Origin of the sequence: Paraburkholderia sp. EG286A (genome assembly GCF_040965375.1) — a bacterium.
Classification (GTDB): domain Bacteria; phylum Pseudomonadota; class Gammaproteobacteria; order Burkholderiales; family Burkholderiaceae; genus Paraburkholderia.
Map to the genome: position 1 here is coordinate 557,103 of NZ_JBFRCB010000003.1, position 22,027 is coordinate 579,129.

General features: G+C 66.5%; 18 protein-coding genes. 1 reads left to right on the forward strand and 17 read right to left on the reverse strand.

Annotated features, from left to right (window positions below):
* Window positions 1-11: 11 nt before the first annotated feature.
* From AB4Y35_RS15270 to AB4Y35_RS15330, 13 genes are all read right to left on the reverse strand, one after another.
* Window positions 12-815, reverse strand: coding sequence for a CoA ester lyase (locus AB4Y35_RS15270; protein WP_368704957.1), 804 nt, complete (start codon window positions 813-815; stop codon window positions 12-14).
* Window positions 812-2,191, reverse strand: coding sequence for an MmgE/PrpD family protein (locus AB4Y35_RS15275; protein WP_368704958.1), 1,380 nt, complete (start codon window positions 2,189-2,191; stop codon window positions 812-814). Before AB4Y35_RS15275 ends, AB4Y35_RS15270 begins: the two co-directional genes overlap by 4 nt.
* 45 nt (window positions 2,192-2,236) lie before the next feature.
* A complete protein-coding gene (locus AB4Y35_RS15280) occupies window positions 2,237-3,415 on the reverse strand; it encodes a CaiB/BaiF CoA transferase family protein (RefSeq protein WP_368704959.1) in 1,179 nt (392 codons plus the stop codon).
* A gap of 15 nt (window positions 3,416-3,430) precedes the next feature.
* A complete protein-coding gene (locus tag AB4Y35_RS15285; protein WP_254356125.1) occupies window positions 3,431-4,594 on the reverse strand; it encodes an acyl-CoA dehydrogenase family protein in 1,164 nt (387 codons plus the stop codon).
* Between the two features lie 37 nt (window positions 4,595-4,631).
* Window positions 4,632-5,477 carry a MaoC family dehydratase N-terminal domain-containing protein gene (locus AB4Y35_RS15290; protein ID WP_368704960.1) on the reverse strand — a complete coding sequence of 282 codons (846 nt, stop codon included), beginning with the start codon at window positions 5,475-5,477 and terminating at the stop codon, window positions 4,632-4,634.
* A gap of 165 nt (window positions 5,478-5,642) precedes the next feature.
* Window positions 5,643-6,431 (reverse strand): citryl-CoA lyase, encoded by a 789-nt coding sequence (locus AB4Y35_RS15295; protein ID WP_368704961.1) that lies wholly within the window; start codon window positions 6,429-6,431, stop codon window positions 5,643-5,645.
* Between the two features lie 32 nt (window positions 6,432-6,463).
* The gene (locus tag AB4Y35_RS15300) at window positions 6,464-7,333 is read right to left on the reverse strand and encodes a MaoC/PaaZ C-terminal domain-containing protein (protein ID WP_368704962.1); all 870 of its coding nucleotides are present in this window, start codon (window positions 7,331-7,333) and stop codon (window positions 6,464-6,466) included.
* A 21-nt stretch (window positions 7,334-7,354) separates the two neighbouring features.
* On the reverse strand, window positions 7,355-8,146 hold the full coding sequence (locus tag AB4Y35_RS15305) for an enoyl-CoA hydratase/isomerase family protein (RefSeq protein ID WP_368704963.1): 792 nt from the start codon (window positions 8,144-8,146) through the stop codon (window positions 7,355-7,357).
* On the reverse strand, window positions 8,143-9,279 hold the full coding sequence (locus AB4Y35_RS15310) for a biotin/lipoate A/B protein ligase family protein (protein WP_368704964.1): 1,137 nt from the start codon (window positions 9,277-9,279) through the stop codon (window positions 8,143-8,145). Before AB4Y35_RS15310 ends, AB4Y35_RS15305 begins: the two co-directional genes overlap by 4 nt.
* A complete protein-coding gene (locus tag AB4Y35_RS15315; protein WP_368704965.1) occupies window positions 9,276-10,451 on the reverse strand; it encodes a phenylacetate--CoA ligase family protein in 1,176 nt (391 codons plus the stop codon). The genes AB4Y35_RS15310 and AB4Y35_RS15315 overlap by 4 nt, the downstream gene beginning before the upstream one ends.
* A gap of 45 nt (window positions 10,452-10,496) precedes the next feature.
* Window positions 10,497-11,696 carry an acetyl-CoA C-acetyltransferase gene (locus AB4Y35_RS15320; RefSeq protein WP_368704966.1) on the reverse strand — a complete coding sequence of 400 codons (1,200 nt, stop codon included), beginning with the start codon at window positions 11,694-11,696 and terminating at the stop codon, window positions 10,497-10,499.
* Window positions 11,697-11,755: 59 nt separating this feature from the next.
* The gene (locus tag AB4Y35_RS15325) at window positions 11,756-13,048 is read right to left on the reverse strand and encodes an acetyl-CoA hydrolase/transferase family protein (RefSeq protein WP_368704967.1); all 1,293 of its coding nucleotides are present in this window, start codon (window positions 13,046-13,048) and stop codon (window positions 11,756-11,758) included.
* Complete coding sequence (locus AB4Y35_RS15330) at window positions 13,048-13,953, reverse strand: SDR family NAD(P)-dependent oxidoreductase (protein WP_368705414.1); 906 nt, start codon at window positions 13,951-13,953, stop codon at window positions 13,048-13,050. Before AB4Y35_RS15330 ends, AB4Y35_RS15325 begins: the two co-directional genes overlap by 1 nt.
* 293 nt (window positions 13,954-14,246) lie before the next feature.
* Between AB4Y35_RS15330 and AB4Y35_RS15335 the strand changes: the two genes are divergently transcribed.
* Entirely contained in the window at window positions 14,247-15,149 is a 903-nt protein-coding gene (locus tag AB4Y35_RS15335; RefSeq protein ID WP_342921940.1) for a LysR substrate-binding domain-containing protein, read from the forward strand.
* Window positions 15,150-15,190: 41 nt separating this feature from the next.
* Here the strand turns inward: AB4Y35_RS15335 and AB4Y35_RS15340 are convergent, their stop codons facing one another.
* The 4 genes from AB4Y35_RS15340 to AB4Y35_RS15355 all read right to left on the reverse strand — a co-directional run bounded on the left by AB4Y35_RS15340 (window position 15,191) and on the right by AB4Y35_RS15355 (window position 21,981).
* The gene (locus AB4Y35_RS15340; RefSeq protein WP_368704968.1) at window positions 15,191-16,348 is read right to left on the reverse strand and encodes an acyl-CoA dehydrogenase family protein; all 1,158 of its coding nucleotides are present in this window, start codon (window positions 16,346-16,348) and stop codon (window positions 15,191-15,193) included.
* A 70-nt stretch (window positions 16,349-16,418) separates the two neighbouring features.
* Window positions 16,419-17,951 carry a class I adenylate-forming enzyme family protein gene (locus tag AB4Y35_RS15345; RefSeq protein ID WP_368704969.1) on the reverse strand — a complete coding sequence of 511 codons (1,533 nt, stop codon included), beginning with the start codon at window positions 17,949-17,951 and terminating at the stop codon, window positions 16,419-16,421.
* Window positions 17,952-18,220: 269 nt separating this feature from the next.
* Window positions 18,221-19,594, reverse strand: coding sequence for an MFS transporter (locus AB4Y35_RS15350; RefSeq protein WP_368704970.1), 1,374 nt, complete (start codon window positions 19,592-19,594; stop codon window positions 18,221-18,223).
* A 47-nt stretch (window positions 19,595-19,641) separates the two neighbouring features.
* Window positions 19,642-21,981, reverse strand: a complete 2,340-nt coding sequence (locus AB4Y35_RS15355; protein WP_368704971.1) for a cytochrome P450/oxidoreductase — start codon at window positions 21,979-21,981, stop codon at window positions 19,642-19,644.
* Window positions 21,982-22,027: the final 46 nt, after the last annotated feature.

The following is a 22,027-nucleotide window of genomic DNA, read 5'->3' on the forward strand; positions in this document are numbered from 1 at the left end:
GCGGCCAGCGTTCAAACACCCAGAATCCGCCGCGCCTTGAGGATCACCGGCATGTCGACCATCTTGCCGTCGAGCGCCACCGCCGCCCCGCCACTCGCCTGCACCGCATCGAGCACGCGCTGCGCCCATGCGCGCTCCGTCTCGCTCCATGCGTACGCGCGATGCACGGGCTCGATCTGCTTCGGGTGAATGCACAGCTTGCCGCCGTAGCCGAAGCGCCGCCCACGGCGCGCTTCACGCTCGAGCCCATCGGCATCGTCGAAGACGGTCGAAACGCCGTCCACGGGCGCCGCAATGCCCGCAAGCCGCGAGGCCAGCACGATCTGCGAACGGAATGCGTCGAGTTCCTCGCCGTCGCCGTCGATGCCCATATCCACCTGAAAGTCGAGCGTGCCGAACGCCACGCGCAGCACGCCTTGCGCGCCACACAGCGCATTCAGGCCCGCAATGCCGCGCGCCGTTTCCACGATCGGCAACACCTGCAGCGTGCCGTGCGCGCCTGAACGCACCGCGGCGACCTGCTCCGCGCTTTCCGCCTTCGGCAACATGATGCCCGCCACGCCCGCATGTCCGGCGAGCGCGGCGGCGTCATCGGCGAACCAGGCCGTGTCGGTGCCGTTCACGCGCACCCACACGGGGCGCGCGGCGTCCAGCGCCGCAAGCACGGCGTCGCGCGCCGCGCCCTTTTCCGCCGGCGCAACCGCATCTTCCAGATCGAGGATCACGGCATCCGCCCCTGCGCCGCGCGCCTTCTCGAAGCGCTCGGGCCGGTTGCCCGGCACGAAGAGATACGAGCGGGAAAGCGCGGCGCTCATACGCTCGCCCCGTCGCCGAACAGCGTGCTCACGCGCGGCGCTTCGGCGATGCCCCACGCCGCGTCGAGCAGGCGCTGCGCATCGCTTTCGCTCGCTGCGCCCGAGAATGCCGCGAGCCGCACGAACTTCGCGCCGATCTCCTCGCGCGAGAGCGTATTGCCCGGGTCGCCCTTCGGTTCGTCCACGCGGCCTTGCAACGTGCGGCCGTCGCGCGTCGTCACGCTGACCTTGCCGATCCAGCGCGCGGGGTATGCGCGGTCGACTTCCGCGTCGAGCGCCATCGTCACGCGTTCGCGAAACGCGGCGATATCGGCCGCCGAGTAGTCGCGCTCGAACTCGTTCACGCCCGCGTAGCCGCGCCAGGCGACCAGGCCGAGCACGGTCCCCATGTTGAATTTCGCCTGATGAACGGTGCTCGGCACGACCACGCTGCCAAGCACATCGATGGCGCCTTGATGCACATGCGCCGTCACGCTCGCGATATCGTCGGGATTCAGACGGTGCGCTTCGATCACGGACAGCAGCGCGTCGGCGGCCGGGTGCGTGTGACGGCACGCGGCGTGATACTTGAACGACGTTTCGACCGTGGCCCACCGCTCGCCCAGGCGATCGACCAGCTTTGCGGGATCGGCGTCGCTCGACATGCCCGCCGCCATGCCCTGTGCGCCTTCGAGAATGCGTTGCGCGCCGCGAAAACCGTCCGCCGCGAGCTGGGCGGCCATCAGGCCGTTCGCCGCCGCCATGGCCGTGTGCAGTTGCTTCGAATCGGCCGCGTCGCGCAGGAACTCCCACAAGCCGCTCGCCTGCGTGCCCGCCGATCCGAACGCGTCGAGCATCTGCTCGGGCGTGAGCTTGAGCAGACGGCCCGCGGCGGCCGCAGCCGCGATCGTGCCGACCGTGCCCGTGGTGTGAAATATCTTGTAGTGCGAACGCCCCATGAATTCGCCGACGCGGATGCCCACTTCGTAGCCCGCCACCGAGGCCGCGATGAACTCCTGCCCCGAGACGCCCAGCGCCTGCGCGAGCGCGAGCGTCACCGGAAACACGACGGTGGCCGGATGCAGCACCGAGCCGTTGTGCACGTCGTCCTGCTCGACGAAATGCGAAGCGGCGCCGTTGGTCATGGCGGCGAAATACGCCGTGGTGCGTGTGCGGTCGATGATGACATCGCACGGCCCCTGCGTTTCGGGCGCGCCGCGCGCGGCGCGTGCGAAACGCGCGATCGTCTCGACCGGACGCGCGCCCTTGCCGCCCAGCGCCGAGCCGAGCCAGTCCACGTAGAGATTGACAGTGCGCTCGACCACGTGAGTCGGGATCGAATCGAAGCGCAGTTGCGAGGCGAACGCCGCGAGTGCGCGGCTGGGATGATCTGTCATGGCAGCGAAGTTCAGTGAAGTCGGTTTGCGAGGCGCGAGGCGCGTTCAGATGGCGCCGGCTTCGCGCAGCGCACCGATGCGCGCCGCGTCATAGCCAAGCTCACGCAGGATTGATTCGGTATGCTGACCGAGCGCCGGCACCGCATCCATACGCGCATCGAATGCGGATGGCGCGCCCGGCGGCAACAAGGCTGGCACGGTCCCCGCCGAGGTCTGCACATCGCGCCAGCGCTCGCGCGCCTGCAGTTGCGGATGCGCCCACACGTCGGCCATGGTGTTCATCTGGGCGTTGGCAATGCCGGCGCGCTCGAGCCGCTCGATGACCTGCGCCGCGGTCAGCTTCGAAAATGCCTCGACGATCAGCTCGCGCAGTTCCGCACGGCGCGCGGAACGCTGGGAGTTCGCGGCAAAGCGCTCATCGGTGGCGAGTTCCGGTTGCAACACCACGTGCTCGCAAAAGAGCTTCCATTCGCGATCGTTCTGCAGGCCGAGCATCACCGACTTGCCGTCGCCCGCGGGAAACGGCCCGTACGGGTAGATCGTCGCGTGCGACGCGCCCGCGAGCGGCGGCGGCGTTTGTCCGTCGATCGCGTAGTAGAGCGGATAACCCATCCACTCCACCATGCTCTCCAGCATGGAAACGTCGATGCGGCAGCCGCGCCCGGTGCGACCGCGCATCAGCAACGCGCTGAGGATGTTCGAGTAGGCATACATGCCTGCGGCGATGTCGGCGATCGAGCAGCCCGCCTTCGCGGGCTCGCCGGGCGACCCCGTGATGGACAGAAAGCCCGATTCGCTCTGGATCAGCAGGTCGTAGGCCTTGCGCTCGCGGTAAGGACCGTCGTCGCCATAGCCGGAGATGTCGCACACGATCAGCTTCGGGTAGCGCTCGCTCAGCGCCTCGTAGTTCAGCCCAAGCCGCGCCGCAGCGCCCGGCGCGAGATTCTGCACGAGCACGTCGGCGTCCGCGAGCAGCGCGTCGAGGATTGGCGCGGCCTCCTTGTGCTTGACGTCGAGCGAGAGGCTTTCCTTCGAGCGGTTCGTCCACACGAAGTGCGAGGCGAGTCCATGCACGCGCTCGTCATAGCCTCGCGCGAAGTCGCCGACGCCCGGCCGCTCGATCTTGATCACGCGCGCGCCGAGATCGGCAAGCTGGCGCGTGCAGAAGGGCGCGGCGATCGCGTGTTCGAGCGTGACGACCTTGATGCCGTCGAGTGGTCTCATGGCGCGCGCCTCCGGTCAGAACGAACGCGGCAGGCCCAGCACATGCTCCGCCACGTACGAGAGGATCAGGTTGGTCGAGATCGGCGCGACCTGGTAGAGGCGCGTCTCGCGGAACTTGCGCTCCACATCGTACTCGCAGGCGAAGCCAAAACCGCCGTGGAATTGCAGGCAGGCATTCGCGGCTTCCCACGACGCGTCGGCGGCCAGCAGCTTCGCCATGTTGGCCTGCGCGCCGCAGGCCTCGTGCGCGTCGAAGCGGCGTGCGGCCTCGAAGCGCATCAGGCTCGCGGCCTCGACGTTGACGAACGCGCGCGCGATGGGGAACTGCACGCCCTGGTTCTGGCCGATCGGCCGCCCGAACACGATGCGCTCCTTGGCGTAAGCGCTCACCTTGTCGATGAACCAGTAGCCGTCGCCGATACATTCGGCCGCGATCAGCGTGCGCTCGGCGTTCAGGCCGTCGAGGATGTACTTGAAACCCATCCCCTCCTCGCCGATCAGGTTTTCGGCCGGAATTTCGAGGTTATCGAAGAAGAGTTCGTTGGTCTCGTGATTGACCATGTTGAGAATCGGCTGCACCGTGAGGCCGTTGCCGATCGCCTCGCGCAAGTCCACCACGAAAATCGACATGCCTTCGGACTTCTTCTTCACATCGGCAAGCGGCGTGGTGCGCGCAAGCAGGATCATGAGGTCCGAATGCTGCACGCGCGAGATCCACACCTTTTGCCCGTTGATCACATAGCGGTCGCCCTTGCGCACCGCCGTGGTCTTGATCTTGGTGGTATCGGTGCCCGTGGTGGGTTCGGTCACGCCCATCGATTGCAGCCGCAGTTCGCCGCTCGCGATCTTCGGCAGGTATTTGCGCTTTTGCTCGGCCGAGCCGTGGCGCAGCAGCGTGCCCATGTTGTACATCTGGCCATGGCAAACGCCCGAGTTGCCGCCGGAGCGGTTGATCTCTTCCATGATGACCGAAGCCTCGGTCAGGCCCAGACCCGATCCGCCGTACTCCTGAGGAATCAGTGCAGCGAGCCAGCCGGCTTTCGTGAGCGCATCGACGAATGCCTCGGGATAGCCGCGCGCCTCGTCGATCTTGCGGAAGTATTCACCGGAGAACTGCTGACACAGATCGCGCACGGCTTCGCGGATGTCCTGAAACGAATCTTGTTGCGTGGTTTGCATGATCGATATGAGTTCGCTATGTAGTTCGTGTTGCCGTTCAGGCCAGCGTGGCGGTGGCCTGCATCGTCAGATAGCCGTCGTGGTCTTTCGCCCAGAGCTCCACCGAGCGCGCGTCGTCCGCGAGCTTGCCGCACAGCGTGAACGGGTTGCCCGCGAACGTGGGCCGCACCGCGCGAAACGCGAACGTCGCGATGGTGGCGTCGGGCCGCTCGCGGTGCACGAGGTCGAGCAGCAGCGTGGCGATGAGCGGGCCGTGCACGACGAGGCCCGGATAGCCCTCTTCCTGCGTGACGTACGGGAAATCGTAGTGAATGCGATGGCCGTTGAAGGTCAGCGCGGAATAGCGGAACAGCATGAGCGCGCTGGCCGTGAGCGTTCGCGACCATGTCTCGCCTTGAGGCGCCGCGACCGGCTTTGGCGCGCTTGCGCCGGGCTGCGGCGCGTCGCGATAGACGATGTCGTGCTCTTCCTCGATGCACAGCGCACCGCCGCTCTCGTAGCGATGCTGCACGGTCACGAACACGAGGCGGCCGCTGCGGCCGGGCTTGTCCTCGATGTTGGCGATGGTGGAAGTGCGCGCGGCCTCGCTGCCCGCGCGCAGGGGCGCGTGGAAGGTGAGGCGTCCGCCCGCCCACATGCGGCGCGGCAGTTCGACCGGCGGCAGGAAGCCGCCGCGTTTCGGGTGGCCATCGGGACCCGCTTCCGCTAGCGGCGAGACAGGCAGGAAATAGAGCCAGTGCCACAGCGGCGGCACGGCGCTATCGGGGGGGGCGCGATCGAGCGTGGCCGCGAGCGCGCGCAGCGGAAACGCGGTGATGTCGTCGGTGAGCGTTTCGGTCTTGTCGAGCCACGTACTGAGCGTTGGCGTTTGCGATTCCGGCATGGCGTTTCTCCGTAGCGAGATCAGGGCCTGGTGGCCATACTATGAACGGCTCACGTCGTTTCGCGAAGTTGCCTTTGCCGAATCAGCCCTTTCGCTTTCGTTAATCCCCCGACCATTGCCGCCCGACACTTGCACGAGGCTTTCAACCAGGACCGCGCGCCAGCCTCACGCTTCCCCGCGCAAGTGCGCGGAGGCCTCGTCTTCCACGCGCTGCCACAACTCGAACGACATGGGGCGCTCGCCTTCTTCGAGCAGATGACCCACGAGGCCGATCGCGCGCGCCATCACGCCGAAGCCGCGCACGATGCGCCACGGGAAGCCGAATTCGCAGCAGATCGCGCCGATGGCACCCGTGGCATTGATCGGCAGCGCTTTGCCCGAGACACGCTCGGCTTCCGCGCCAATCAGTTGCATGAGCTTCACATAGCGCCCCGACATGCCGTTTTGCGCAGCCAGTTCGAAAAGGCGCGGCGTGCGCGGATCGATGGGCTTGTGCAGCGGATGGCCGAGCCCCGGAATCGGCGTTCCGCGCGCGCGCCATGCGGCGACGGTATCGACCGCGAGTTTCTCGAGGTCGTCGCAGTGGCCGTCATAAGGCAGCGTTTCAGACAGCATGCGGCACGCGCCTTCCATGCTGCCGACGAACACCGAGCCAAGCCCGCATAGCCCTGCTGCGACGGCCGCCTGCAGCGACTCGGGCGCGCCCGCATAGGTCATGCGCGCGGCGATGGCGCTCGGCGTCATGCCGTGCTCGACGAGCGTGATGACGATCGCGTTGAACATCGCGGACTGCTGCGGCGTAGCCGCCTTGCCCGTGAGTTGCAGAAACGCGAAGTCGCCGAGATTCATGTGGCCGAGCACTTCGTCGGGCAGGCTCTTGCCGCGCACGACGATACGATCGGGCGTGCTGTACGCGATATCGGAGCGCACGAGCGGTTTCGGTTGACGGGCCATAGTCCTGATTCCTTCGTTATACATAATAGCGTTCAGCGCAATTGTGCGCGGCCGTGGTTGAGCACCAGCACGTCGCGTTCCAGCACGCGCGCGCGGAAGCTCACCTCGTTGTCGTCGCGCCACATCTCGGTGCGGATCGTCTCGCCCGGATACACCGGCGCGGTAAAGCGCGCGTGAAAGGCCGCGAGGCGTTGCGGGTCGCTCGCGCACAGCGTCTTGAGCACGGCATGCGCGGCCACGCCCCACGTGGCGAGCCCGTGCAGGATAGGCCGCTCGAAACCCGCCGCACGCGCGACCTGCGGGTCGGCATGCAACGCGTTGTCGTCACCGCACAGACGATAAATCAGCGCCGTTTCCGGGCGCGTAGGCAGATCGCAATGATGATCGGGCGCGCGCTCGGGCATCGGCGGCGGCGGCGCGGGCGCTTCATCGCTCAAGCCGTCGTTCGCGCTGAAGCCGCCGTCGCCACGGCAGAACGTGAGTTGCGTGACAGTGGCATACCGCTCGCCGCTTGCCTTGTCCGTAATGCTACGCTGGATTTCGAGCAGCGCGCCCTTGCCTGCGCCTTTGTCGACCACGCGTGTAATGCGCGAACGGCCGATCACGGTCGCGGCCGGCGGCAGCGGCTTGTGCATCACGAGGCTCTGCTCGCCGTGCAATAGCCGTACCCAGTCGATGCCCGAGCGCGGGTCGCGCGCCCAGAAGCCGGGAAAACCGAGCACGACGGCAAGCGTCGGCGGCACGCGCAATTCTTTTTCGTAGACGAATGCCAGGTCGTCCGGATCAACGGGATCGGCGCCGTATCCCACGGCGAGGCTATAAAGCATGGCGTCGCGCGCGGTATAGGTCTGCTCGACGTCCTTGAACGGCCAGTTGCGCAGGGTGTGATAGTCGATCGTCATGGCGGTGCGTTCGGTGAAAGTTCAGGCCTCGGCGGCGGGCCACTTGAAGAGCGGATCGGCCTTGTCGCGAAAGCGCTTCACGGCTTCGCGATGGAATTCGGTCGTGAACGCAATGCCCTGCGCCGCCGACTCGATTTCGAGCATTGCGCGCAGGTCGCTGCCAAGCGACTGGTTCAACGCGCGCTTGGCCAGACCGAACGCAATGGGCGACGCCGTCGCAAGACTGGCCGCGACCTGCGTAGCGCGCATATGAAGCTGTTCGTGCTCGACGACTTCGAGCACCGCACCAATCTCCTTCGCTTCTGCGGCACGTATTTCGCGCGCCGTAAAGACGAGATCCTTCGCGCGCGCGAGTCCCACCACGCGCGGCAGCGTATAGAACGCTCCGCAATCGGGCACGAGACCGACTTTCATGAAAGGCATGCAAAAGCGCGCCCGCGTGCTGGCAATCACGAAATCGGCGGCGAGTGCGAAGCTGAAGCCCGCGCCGTAGCACACGCCATCCACGGCCGCGATCACCGGGCGGTCGAGGTCGATCAGCATGCTCACCCAGCCGTGCAGGTCGTCGATCCGGTCGCGTCCCGCTTCGGCGCTCGTCACGTTCATACCGCGCACGTCGCCGCCCGAGCAGAAGTCATTGCCCGCGCCGCGCAAAACGACCGCGCGCACGCTGCGGTCGGCACGGATGCGCTGCACGGTGTCGAGCAATTCCACCCGCATCTCGCCGTTGAGCGCGTTCTTCGCCTCCGGACGATTGAACGTGAGCGTCACGACGCCCGCGTCCTGTTCAACCAGCAGGGTTTTTTCGCTCATGCGCTCACCCCGGCGCTTGCGAGTTCGGCGAGCGCCTTGTCGAGCGCCGTGATGAGATGCACCGGCTCGACGCCTGCGAACTCGACGTCGGGACGCGCGAGAAATGCCTCGATGTGCGCCGCGCACGCCTCGCGTGTGGCGGCGAGTCCGGTGAAGCCGTCTTCGAGCCAGGCGACCGAGGCCAGCGGACGCGGGTGCCAGTCGCCATTGACGATCGCCTTGACCACCGTGCCGTCACGCACGAGCAGGCTCAGCCAGATCAGACCGGCCGGCGCCTTTTCACGTCCGCGCACGATACGGTCGCCCGTCAGGGTAACCGGGCTGTAACGCGTGGCCTCGCTCTTTTCATGAAACCAGCTTTCCTCGTGCAGTTCGCGCTCGTATTGCTGGGCGAAAACGCGTTCGTCGCTGCCCAATGCGCCAGATTCGAGCGCCATTTCACCGAACGTGCGGCGAACGCAGGCCGTGACCCAGGCGGTCAACTCATCGGCGCTCACCGCGCGGCCGAGTTCCTGCTCCAGAAACGTGTAGCGCGAGCCGAGATCCTTGTGCTTCTTGTCCTTGACCTTTTCGGGCGCCATCGGCATGGCGCGCGCCGCGATCGCCGTGTTGATCGCCTTCACGTTCAGCAGAATGCGGAACGTCAGCACCCCACCTTCGATCTTGAGCGACGTGGCCACCAGCTTGCGTCCGTCGATCTCGACGTCGTTCAGCGGCCGGTAAGCGGCCTGCAGGCCGAACACATCGCGCAGCGCTTCGGCGACGTGGCCCAGGATCGTGGGAAACGCCTGCGCCGCCGTTTGGGGCACGCCGGGCAGTCCGATCGGTAGATAGAACGCGAGAAACGCCGAACCGCGGCCCGCGTAGATCGCACCGCCGCCGCTCACGCGTCGCCGCGCGAGCACGTTGTTGTCGCGGCAGAACGGCAGATCGAGCACCTGGTTCGGATCTTCGTTCACGCCTACCGTGATGCTGTCTTCGTTGAAGACGTTCAGATAGACCGTCGGCGGCGCGAGATTCTCGGCCACGGCGCGCTCGACGGCCGGCGACACCGAAATCGAAAAATCCGCGTAGCTGTGGCCGCCTACGACGAGGCGCCACGGGGTTGGGGTAGGCGTTGCGCTTGCATTCATGTCGTCTCTCTCCGTTGATCTTCTACCAGGGCCGCGCCTTCGATCTTCGCAACCGTCTCGATGGCGTCCGCGTGTATCAGCGTCTGGCGCTTGAAGCACTCCGCGATGGCCTCGATCGCGCCGCCCTGCACCGCCCCCTCCACCTGCAGCGTGAGATGGTCGCCGCCATGAGCCTTTGTGCCGACCACGAGCCGATACGCGCCCGTCGCGCCCTCCACGCCCAGCAGCACCGTCTTCAGCTCGGAGGGGTACACCTTCACGCCCTTGATCTTCACCATCGAATCGGCGCGGCCGAACACCACGCGCGGCAGCGACACCGTGCGCCCATGCACGGGCGCGGTGCGCTCGAGCACGGTGAGGTCGCCGGTGCGATAGCGCACGAGCGGTTGCAGTTCCTTCTTCAGATGGGTGAGCACGAGTTCGCCACGTTCGCCCTCGGCAACCGGCATGCCGGTGTCCGGGTCGATGACTTCGGCATGCAGCAGTTCGTCGAACACATGTACACCCGTGCCGCCGGGAAACGTACGCGCCACGGGCAGGCATTCGGAAAGCGAGTAACTGTCGATCAGCAACGTACCCGGCATCGCTTCGCGCACGCGGGCGTACAGCGCGGCATTGCCCGTGAACGCTTCGCCGCCCGCGAAGAACACGCGCGGCACGGGGCAGCCCGCTTCGATGAGCTTGAGCGCATGCGATGGATTGCCGGCCAGCACCGTCACGCCGCATTGCTGCGCAACGCGCGCCGCGCGCTCGGTCTCGCCGGGACCATGCGGAATGCACGCGACGCCGCGCGCTTCCATCTGGGTCTGATAGAAAAGCCCCGCAACGAAGAGGTGATAGCCGAACGTCACCATGCACACGTCGCCGGGACCGATGCCGCACGCGTCGAGATGCTGGCCACACGCGGCTTCGATCGCGCGCAGATCGGCCGCGCTCTGCAGGATCGGCACGAGCGACGCGCCCATCGGCGTGAGGTGCACGCGCACCGGCGGCACGGCCGGCGCGAACGCGCCGTAGCCCGGGCGATTCATCTCGGCCACCAGTTCGGCGCGCGTCATGAGCGGCACGCGCTCGGCGTACTCCGCCGCGCTCGCGACGCTACGCGGCAGACGTCCTTCATAGAACGGATGCGTTTGCAGCCGCGCAAGCTGCGCGTTGAGTGCATCGAGCATCGTCTCCTCCTTCTTATGTTCAGTAGGGATGCGAAGCGTTCGTCCTCAAGCCGCCCGCTCGAAGATGGCCGCGATGCCCTGCCCGCCACCCACGCACATCGTTTCGAGGCCATAGCGGCCCTTGCGGCGCTGCAGTTCGTAAAGCAAGGTCGTGAGCATGCGCACACCGGTCGCGCCGATCGGGTGACCGAGCGAAATGCCCGAGCCGTTCACGTTCAGCCGCGCTTCGTCATGCCAGCCCCAGCCCTTGAGCACCGCGAGCACCTGGCACGCGAAGGCCTCGTTCAGTTCGACGAGATCGAGTTGATCGAAGGTGAGCCCGGTCTTTTGCAGCAGCTTTTGCACGGCCGGCACCGGGCCGATGCCCATCGTCGCGGGCTCGCATCCCGAAGCCGCCCAACCCGTCAGGTAGCCAAGCGGCGTGAGACCCAGTTTGTCGAGCTGATCTTCGGCGACGATCAGGCACGCAGCCGCGGCGTCGTTCTGCTGGCTCGCGTTGCCCGCCGTCACCGTGCCGCCTTTCATGAGCGGCTTGAGCTTCGCGAGCGACGCCTCGCTCGCGTCGGCGCGCACGCCTTCGTCACGTGCGAACAGCACCGGGTCGCCCTTGCGCTGCGGCACCGAAACCGCCACCACCTCTTCGGCGAAGCGGCCCGACTCCCATGCCGCCGCCGCGCGCTGGTGGCTGCGCACGGCATAGGCGTCGGCTTCCTCGCGCGTGATGCCGTATTCCTTCGCGAGGTTCTCCGCCGTCTCGATCATCCCGGAGATGTAGCCGAAGCGCGCTTCGGGCTGCGAGCGTTCGCGGCCGCGCTCGAGACGATCGTGCATCTTCACCGAGCCCGCGCGGGCACCCCAACGCATGTCGGTCGTGTAGTACTCGATGTTGCTCATGCTTTCCACGCCGCCGGCCACCACCACGTCCGCCGCGCCGCTCTGCACCATCATCGCGGCGGTCACGACCGCCTGCAGGCCGCCGCCGCAACGGCGATCGAGCTGCATGCCGGGCACCTGCACGGGCAGCCCTGCTTCGAGCGCGGCCCAGCGGCCGATGCAAGGCGTTTCGCTGTTCGCGTACGACTGCGCGAAGACCACGTCTTCGATGCGCGCCGGGTCCACGCCGCTGCGCGCGATGGTTTCGCGCAACACCGCGGCCGCGAGCGTCTCGACGGAAACAGGGCGCAGGCTGCCGCCGAACGTGCCGACCGGCGTGCGTACCGGTGCGACTATCGCTGCTCTTCTCATTTCGGATTCCTTTGCATGGTGTCTGGTTGTTGTTCGCCGCGTCATGCGCCTGCGTACCGTCAAACCGCTATCGCATCCCGCCGCGCATGGTGTTGCGCGGCCAGCTGTTCGCGCCACTCCGGCGGCGCGATGGCGAGCATGCGTTCAGTGCGCTGCGCAAGCGTAAGCCCTCGCAGATCGGCCACGCCGTGCTCGGTGACGATCACCGCCGCGTCGCTGCGCGGCGTGCTGACCGGTCCCGAAAGTCGCGCGACGATGCGGCTGCCATGCCGCGTGCTGGCTGCGAGCGCGACGATCGCGACGCCCCCGTGCGAGCGCGCTGCGCCGCGCATGAAGTCGAGCGCCCCGCCCACCGCGCCCACATAGCGGCCACCTGCGGCCTCCGCATTGACCTGGCCCGTCAGATCGACTTCGAGCGCCGAGTTGATCGCCACGAACCGGTCGAGGCTGCCGAGCACGTCGATGTCGTGCGTATACGCCGTGGCGCGAAACTGAATCTGCGCGTTGCGATGCGCATGCGCGTAGACCTTGCGCGTGCCCATCATCGTGCCGGCCACGCTCACGCCTCGGTCGCGCGCCTTGCGGGCATTCGTCACCACACCGGCTTCGATCAGATCGACCACGGCGTCGCCGATAGTGCCGCTATGCACGCCAAGGTCGCGCCGGTCGCGCAACTGCGCGACGATGGCCTCGGGCAGCGCGCCCAGCCCGAACTGGATCGTCGAGCCGTCTTCGATCAGGGAAGCGGCGTGCTGCGCGATGCGCCGCTCGATGTCGCCGGCCTGCGTGGCTGGCGCTTCCAGCGGCGTGCGCTCGGTATGGATCAACACGTCGAAATCGTCGGCACGCAACATGCGCTCGCCGTAGGTCCACGGCGCCGCCGCATTCACCTCGGCAATGACTACGCGCGCGCTGTCGATCAGCGGCACGAGATACTCATGGGCGATCGAGAGGCTGTAGCGGCCCGCCTCATTGGCGGGGGCCACTTGCAGCAGCAACACGTCGATGCGGTTCGGACCGCTCGTCAACGCGCTGCGAAACTGCGAGTAGTGACACGGCAGGATGTCGAGCACGCCTTCGCGTTCGAGCCGCCGGTTCGTTCCCGACGCGCCATAAGCCATGAAGTCCACGCAGTCGGCATACGCGGGCTCGAGCGTGTCGGACCACGACGCACCTACGAACACGCGAAAGCGCCCGCCGATCGCCTTGCGCTGCGCCATCAGCAGCGTGGTGAGCGTGCACGGCTCGGCTCCGCACTGGCCCCACGCGAGCGTGTCGCCGGGGCGTACGTACTGTGCGAAATCGAGCTGCGCGGCGTCGACGATGCGCGCCGCGCGCGGGCCGCGCGTCATCAGACGGGGTCCCAGCTGAAGACATCGGCGGAAACATCGAGCGTGTGGAACGACTTGCGCAGCGCCGGCATGGCGTGCTCGGCGATCGTCTCCGGCGTCCAGCCCTCGCCGCGATGCACCGAGCGCACAGGGCGCGGCTGGCTCATCAGGAAGATTTCGTTGTTGCGTACCGCGAAAATCTGGCCCGTCACGTCGGCGGCCTGTTCGCTGGCGAGGTAGACGGCGAGCGGTGCGATCTTCGCGGGCGTCATCTGCTTGATCTTGGCGACACGGGCTTCCTGTTCCGGCGAATCGATCTTGATCGAGTTGATCATGCGGCTCCACGCGAACGGCGCGATGCAGTTCGAACGGACACCGAACTTTTCCAGATCGAGCGCGATGGATTTCGACAGGCCCGCAATGCCGAGCTTCGCCGCACTGTAGTTGGCCTGCGCAAGATTGCCGATCAGCCCGGACGTCGACGTCATATGCACGAATGCCCCGCTGCGCTGTTCCTTGAAGTGATCGGCGGCGGCGCGCGAAACGTAGTAAGAGCCGTAGAGGTGAACCTTCAGCACGGCGTCCCACTCTTCCTCGCTCATCTTGTGGAAGAAGCGGTCGCGCAGGATGCCCGCGTTGTTCACCACGCAATCGATACGGCCGAACACATCCAGCGCGTTCTGCACGATGCGGGCGGCGCCGGCGGCGTCGGCCACGCTGTCGGTGTTCGCAGTGGCCTGGCCGTCCAACGCCTTGATCTCGTTCACCACGGCCTGCGCGGGGCCGTCGTTATGGCCCTCGCCGGTGAGCGAGGCGCCCACGTCGTTCACCACGACTTTCGCGCCGTGGCGCGCCATCATGAGCGCGATATCGCGGCCAATGCCACCGCCCGATCCCGTCACCACCACGACCTTACCATCCAGCATTCGTTGCGTCGTCATCGTTTTCGCTCCTCCAGCCCGCATGGCGCCGGGCATTCATTCAATTTGAATCGTTATGCGGCAAGCTGTGCCGTTCGTGTTGCAGCTTGACGCATCGGCCAGGGCTGCACAATTTGGATATGCCGAACGCCTGTTTCGGCCAGGATTAACCCGTACTATCGCTAATGGCGTGCATTGCGCTGCGGCGCAATAATGGCTGGAGTCTGCTCGTCCCGCATGTTTTTTGCATCCCTCGAACGAACGAGCTGACGGACATTGGAGTCACGGCAAGCCAACCCATGCATTTCGATCTCGTCGACCTGAAGCTCTTCACCCACGTAGCCGAAGCGAGCAGTCTCACGCGCGGCGCGGAACGCGCGCACCTGTCACTGCCCGCGGCGAGCACACGTATCAAGAATCTCGAAGAACAGGTGGGCGTGAAGCTCTTGAGCCGCACGAGTCAGGGGGTCACGCTGACGGGCCCCGGCGAGACGCTGCTCGCGCACGCGCGCCGCGTGCTCAAGCAGCTCGAGCAACTCACGGGAGACCTGCAGGAATACTCGCAGGGGGTGAAGGGCCATGTGCGCGTGTTTGCGAACACGACGGCGATGAGCGAGTTCCTGCCCGCCGTGCTCCGCACCTACCTCATCAATCATCCCGACGTGTACGTGGACATTCACGAGCGTCTTTCGCCCGATATCGTGCGCGCGGTGCAGGACGGCACGATCGATATTGGCATCGTGGCCGGCAATGTGCGCACCGAGGGACTGCAGGTGCTGCCCTACCGGCGCGACCGGCTCGTGCTCGTCACCGCACTGAGCCACCCGCTTTCACAAGCGAGCGAGATGGCGTTTGCCGATACGCTCGACTACGACTTCATCGGGCCTCCCGACGAAAGCGCGATCTTCTCGTTTCTCAAGCGCGCCTCGTCGGATTTGCAGCGCACGATACGCTGGCGCATCCAGATCGGCAATTTCGAATCCGCGTGCCGCATGATCGAGGCGAACATCGGCATCGGCGTGCTGCCCGAGGGCACGGCGCGCCGCCACGCGCAAACCATGTCGCTCAAGATCGTGCCGCTCACCGATGAGTGGGCCGTGCGCAAACTGCAGATCTGTATGGCCGACCGCGATGCGCTGCCGCTGTTCGCGCGCAAGCTCGTCGATCTGCTGGTGGCCGACGGCATCGGCCGCCTCGAATAAGCCCATGACGCGGCGCGCGTGCTGCGCGCCGCTCCCCTTACTTAGCGCCCGCCGGCCGCGCGGATCATGTTGCGCGCAATGACGATCTGCTGGATCTGGCTCGTGCCCTCGTAGATGCGGAAGATGCGCACATCGCGGTAGAAACGCTCGATGCCATAGTCCGACATATAGCCCGCACCGCCGAAAATCTGCACCGCGCGGTCGGCCACCCGTCCGCACATTTCGGATGCGAAGAGCTTCGCGCACGCCGCCTCCGTGCTCACGTTCTGGCCGGCGTCGCGGCGGCGCGCCGCGTCGAGCACCATGCAGCGCGCCGCGTAGAGTTCGGTCTGGCTATCGGCGAGCATGGCCTGCACGAGCTGGAACTCGGCAATCTTCTCGCCGAACTGCTCGCGCTCCATCGCGTAGCGCAGCGCGTCGTCGAGCATGCGCTGCGCCACGCCCACGCAGATCGCCGCGATATGGATGCGCCCCTTGTCGAGCACCTTCATCGCGGTCTTGAAGCCCACGCCTTCCTTGCCGCCGATGATGTTCGCCGCGGGCACCTTCACGTCCTCGAAGATGACATCGCAGGTATGCGCGCCGCGCTGTCCCATCTTCTTGTCGCGCTTGCCGAAGCTGATGCCGGGCGTTTTCGCGTCGACGATGAACGAGGTGATGCCGCCCGCGCGCGGCTCGTCGGGATTGGTGCGCGCCATCAGCGTGAACATGCCGGCCTGCGGCGCATTCGTGATGAAGCGCTTGGTGCCGTTCACCACATAGTGGTCGCCGCGCCGCTCGGCGCGCGTCTTGATCGAGGCGGCGTCCGAGCCCGCGCCCGGCTCCGTGAGCGCAAAGCTCGCGATGATCTCGCCGCTCGCAAGCTTCGGCAGCCACGTGGCCTTTTGCTCGTCGGTGCCGTCGATCACGATGCCCTGCGAGCCGATGCCCACCGTCGTGCCGAAGATCGAGCGAAACGCGGGCGAGGTCTTGCCGAGTTCGAACATCACGAGCACCTCTTCTTCCATCGTGAGATCGAGCCCGCCGTACTGCTCCGGAATGGTCAGACCGAACAGACCCATCGCCTTCATGTCGTCGACGATATCGGCCGGAATTTCATCGGTTTCGGCCACGCGCTCTTCGTTCGGCACGAGACGCTCGCGCACGAAGCGCGCGACGTTGTCGAGCAGAACGTTCATCGTTTCCTGGTCGCGAATCATGGTGTATGCCCTGCAATCGTTGATCGGGCGGCATAACGCCGCCCGTGATGATGAGAAAAATCAGGAATGCTCAGTGAGCGCGTACGGCGCGTTTGGCCATTTCGCGCAGCGGCTGCTTTTGCAGCTTGCCGCTGGCCGTGGTCGGAATCATGTCGATGGCCACGATCTCCGAGGGGCGCTTGTAGGCCGAGAGCCGCTCGCTCAGGTAGTGGGCGAGATCGGCCGTGTCGATCGTTGCGCCCTCCTTCGCTTCCACGAAGGCCACGACTTCCTCGTTGCCTTCCGCGTCGCGCCGCCCCACCACGGCGCTTTGGCGCACCGCCGCGTAGGTGTTGATGACCGACTCGACCTCGATGGGATACACGTTGAAGCCCGAGCGGATGATGAGATCCTTCGAGCGGCCCACGATGAAGAGCGCACCGTCCGCGTCCAGCCGGCCGAGGTCGCCGGTCTTGAGCCAACCTTCTGCGTCTAGCACTTCGGCGGTCAGGCCCGGCTCGCGATAGTAGCCGTGCATGACGCCGGGACCGCGCACCCACAACTCGCCCGCTTCGCCGCGCGGCACATCGTGGCCATCGGGCCCGACCACGCGCAACTCGGCGCCCTCGACGATCTCGCCCGAGGACACGTCCCTGCGCGGCCGGTCCATGCGCGTGATGAAGAGCGAGCCCGCGTACTCGGTCATGCCGTAGCCGTGATGCAGCGGCATGCCGAAGAGAGTTTCGACCTGCTGCTTGAGCGTGGGATCGAGCGGACCGCCGCCCGTATAGAGGTAGCGCAGACGCGGCGCATGCACCGTGCCGCCGTGCTCGCGCACATAGGCGACGATGCGCGTGAAGAGCGTCGGCACGCCCTGAAGGATGGAGATTTCGGAGGCGCCGAGCGCTTTCACGACCTCTTCCGCCGAAAAGCGCGCCGCGAGATGCAGGCTCGCACCGGCCTCGAACGTGGCGAGCAGCAGCGTGGCGAGGCCGAAGATATGCGACATCGGCATGACCGCGTATGCGCAGTCTGCCTGTGTCATGTCGCGCGATGTCGCCGAGACATGCGCGAAGTGCAGCAGCCCGCGATGCGTGGCCATCACGCCCTTGGGCTGGCCCGTGGTGCCCGACGTGTAGATGAGCACCGCGACCTCGTGCGCGAGCGCCTCGGCCTCGCGCGCGGCGTTGACATCGGGCGCGGCCATCATCAGCGGACCGAGTCCGGCGGGCGCGATTTCGCGCGCGCGATAGCGCACGCCGTGGCGCAGCGCGTCGGGCGAAGCACCGTGCGTAAACAGCATGAGACGCGGCCCGCAATGCGCGCGGATCGTCTCGATCTCGCGCTCGGAGAGCCGCGCATTGACCACGGCCGGCCACGCGCCGATCTCCGAAAGCGCGAACAGCAGCGTCACCACGGCCGAGCAGTTTTCGGCCACGATCAGCACGCGGTCGCCCACGTCCACGCCCTGCTCGCGCAAAAACCGCTGCGCTTGCCCAACGTCGCTCCAGAGCTGCCCGAAGCTCGTCACCTTTGCTTCTTCGCGTATCGCCGCGGCCTCGGGCGACGCCTCCGCCCAATGCCGCGCGATATCGCTGATCTTGCGCGCCGCTCGCCTCACCACTGTCACCTCCCGTCGTTGCTCTTTGACTGCGTACGGCGCACCGTGGCACGCCGCATCGCGACAGGTATCAGTGTGGTTCAGGCGCGGCCTGCCAACAATTCGTTTTCGAGAAAGCCGGCATTCGTCTGCCGAGAAGTCGTAATTCACCCCGATGGCCGGAGCTTCGAGGCGATTATCTGCTCGACCGGCTGCGTGCCTGGCGGGCGCTCAGCCCTCGTGCGTGACGCGTACGAGGCACCGGCGCGGCCCTGCGCAGGCGCTGGCGCCAGTCACTCCATCTGCGCCGCCGCACGCTCGCCTCCCATCGTGCCCCTGGAAGCGCCATTCGCCCGATGAATCGCCACGATGCCCGCGAGCGACACACAGGCCGGCACGGCAGCCGCGAGAAAGAGCGCCGAGGACGACCATTGCAGGTGCAGGAGCGCGCCGCCCAGCACCGGGCCAACGACCGAGCCGATACGCCCCACGCCGAGGCTCCAGCCGATGCCGGTCGAGCGCAGCGAGGTCGGATAGTAGGTCGCGGCGAGCGCGTTGAGCGCGGGTTGGCCGCCGATGATCGTAAAGCCCGTGACGAAGATCGCCACGAACATCGCGGCCACGGAGACCATCACGGCCGGATTGCCGATGGCGGCCGTCGAGACGATCGCGATCAGGAACGTCGTGGCGAGCACGCGCGTAAAGCCCGCGAAGTCGATGATGCGCCCGAGCAGAAGCGTGCCGATCACCCCGCCGCCCCACAGCGCGGTGCCGGCGAACACGGCGGTCTGGGTCGAATAGCCGGCGTCGCGGATCACGGTCGGCAGCCAGTTCGAGAGGAAATACATGGCGAGCAGGTTCGCGAAGTTCACGACCCACAGCAGCATGGTTACCCGCGCGCGCCCTTCCTTGAATAGCTCGACGAACGGCACGCCGCGCGAGCGCGTTTCCGCGCTCGTGAACTGCACGCCGGCCGGCCACGCGAGCGCGGGCGCCACGCGGGACAGATTGCGGCGTACGCGCGCCTGAGTCTGCTCACCACGGCCGCGAAACAGCAGGAACTGAATCGACTCGGGCAACGCGAGCCACATCAGCACGCCGAGCACGAGCGGAATCGCGCCGCCCACGAAGAACACGGCGCGCCAGCCGAACGCGGGAATCAGCGCCGCCGTGATCAGGCCGCCCACCACGCCGCCCAGCGTAAAGCCGCACGAGACGATCATCATGAGCGTGACGCGCATGCGGCGCGGGCTGTACTCGCCCGCGAGCGCCATCGCATTCGGCATGATGCAGCCCAGGCCCAGACCCGCAACGAAGCGCCAGGCCACCAGCTCCGCGATCGAATGCGCGAAGCCCGTCGCGACCATACACGCGGAAAAGAACAGGGTCGCGCCGATCAGCACCGGGCGGCGGCCGATCTTGTCGGCGAGCGTGCTGAACGTGAGCGAGCCCACCAGCATGCCGAACAAGCCCGCGCCGAACACCGGCGAGAGCGTTTCCTTCGCAATGCCCCACTCGCGGATCACGACCGGCGCCACGTAGCCCATCGCCTGCACATCGAAGCCGTCCATCACGAGGCACAACGCGCACAGCGTGACCACGAGTAGCTGATACGGCCCGAACCGGCTTTCGTCGATGATGCCGGTAACCTCCACCGCCTTGTTCATGCAATGTCTCCAATATTGTTTGGTCGTCCTCGATCGCTCTGCGGCGACTAAAGTTCGAGGATCAATCGCCCGCTTTTCGCGCGTGAGCAGCAGGTCATCATGCGGGTTTGCGTGTCGCGCTCGGCGCGCGTGAGCACCACGTCGCGGTGGTCGATCTCGCCCGCCAGCACGCGCACCTCGCACGAGCCGCACAAGCCCTCTTCGCAATCGCTTTGCACGTCGATGTTCGCGCGGCGCAGCGCGTCGAGCACGGTCTGGTCTGCGTCCACGTTGACCACGAGCCCCGAGTCTTTCAACTCGACTTCGAACGCGTGCTCCTGCGAGGGGTCGAGCTTGCCGCCGGTCGCCGCGAAATGCTCCACGCGCAGCGCATCCTCGGGCCACGCCTCGCTGCAGGCTTCGAGTGTTTCGAGCATACGTGCGGGGCCGCACGCGTAGACGCGCGTATGTTCGTCCACGGGCAGCGCGCCAAAGTCGTTGCGCGTGCCTTCGTCCGAAACGTGCAGATGCAGGCGCTCGCCGTGCAGCCGCGCGAGTTCGTCGACGAGCGCCATCGTCTTGCGCGAGCGCCCGCTATAGTGCAATTCGTAGTCGATGCCCAGCTCGCGCGCACGGCGCGCCATGGCGCTCACCGGCGTGATGCCGATGCCGCCCGCGATGAAGATCGCGCGCCGCCCCGCTTCGTCGAGCCGGAAGTGATTACGCGGGCCGCGAATCTTCAGGCGCATGCCCGCGCGCAGCGTATCGTGCATCCAGGCCGAACCGCCGCGGCTTTGCGTTTCGCGCAGCACGGCGATCTCGAACGCGCCCGTGTCGGCGGGGTCCGAGCACAGCGAGTACTGGCGCGAGATGCCGGTGTCGCCGCACTCCACGTCGATATGCGCGCCCGGCGCCCAGCGCGGCAGCGCGCCGCCGTCCGGCGCGACGAGTCGCAAACGGACGATGCCTTCGGCCACGGCGTCCACACGCTCGACCACCACGGGCCGCGAAAGCGCGTGTGCCGACGGCTCGCCGATGCGTACCGCCGCGTGCGCGCCGAGCAGCGCCGGATTCGCGCGCTCGGGGTTCCGTGCGGGGTCCCATTCCACCAACAGATGCTCGGGACCCCGGAACGACGTGTTGGGCACGTACGTGAACGTCTGCTCGGCCAGGCGCATGTGCGGCAAACGACGCGTAAACTCTTCGAGGAAGATCTGCATCTCCATGCGCGCGAGGTTCTTGCCCATGCACTGGTGCGAGCCATAGCCGAATGTGACATGATCGCTCGCGTTGTCGCGCCGAATGTCGAACAGGTCGGCATCGGCAAAATGACGCTCGTCGTGATTCGCCGAGGAAGTCACGATAAGCAGCTTCGAGCCCGCCGGAATGTCGATGCCGCCAATCTGCACGTCCTTCGTCGCGAGGCGCCGCCAGGCCGCCACCGACCCGTTGTGGCGCAGACACTCCTCCACCGCGTTCGGAATCAGGCTCGGGTCCTCGCAGATCTCGCGCCACGCGTGCGGGTGCTGCAGCAGCAGCTTCATCGCGTTCGCCGTGGCGTTGGCCGTGGTCTCGTGCGCGGCCACGATGCCGGCCATCATCATCGAATGCAGATAGGAATCCGTGACGACTTCGGGATGCGTCTTCTGCTTGCGAATGCCGTATTGCATCCAGCCCGGGCCATCCGGATTCTGGCGCATCTTGTCCAGCACCTTGCCCGCGAACTGCCAGAAGTTGCCCACCGCGTGGGCGACTTCGACCTGCTCGTCGGGGCGCGGCCGGCCCCACGTATTGACCGTGTGCGCGATCGAGTACTTGCGCAGCAGGTCCATATCCTCCTCGGGTACGCCCAGGAAATGCAGCGCCACGGTGAGCGGCACTTCCCAGAGCATCTGGTCCACGAGGTCGGCGCGGCCTGCGTCGATGAAACGGTCCACGTACTCGCGCGTGAGGCGCCGCACCATCGGTTCGTGGTGCTTGAGATGTTCGGGCGTGAACGGCTCCATCAGCGCGCGGCGGCGCGGCATGTGGGCAGGTTCGTCCTCGTTCACGAGCGTGCGGTTCATCGCGTAGCCGTACGACTCCAGCACCGCGTTCGCCTCGGGACCGGTGGGCGTGATCTTTTCGAGTGCGATGGACGGTGAGAAAGTGAGGTTGTCGCGAAAGATCGCCTTGATGTCGTCGTAACGCGTGACCACCCAGTAGCCGAGCTGCGGGCTGTAGAACACGGGCTCCTGCTCGCGCGCCCAGCGCACGTAGTCGGGCGGGTCCTGCTGGTAGCCGTCGCTGAAGGGGTCGAATTCTGCGGCATTGGCGCTGACCGGGCAGCGCGGCGCGGCGTTTGCGTCGTTACTCGCTGCGTGGGGGAACGGGCAGCGGCCCGTCGATGGGGAAGGTGTCTCGCTCATATGCCTCTCCTGCATCTTGCATGCATTACGTTTTGCGTAACTCTAG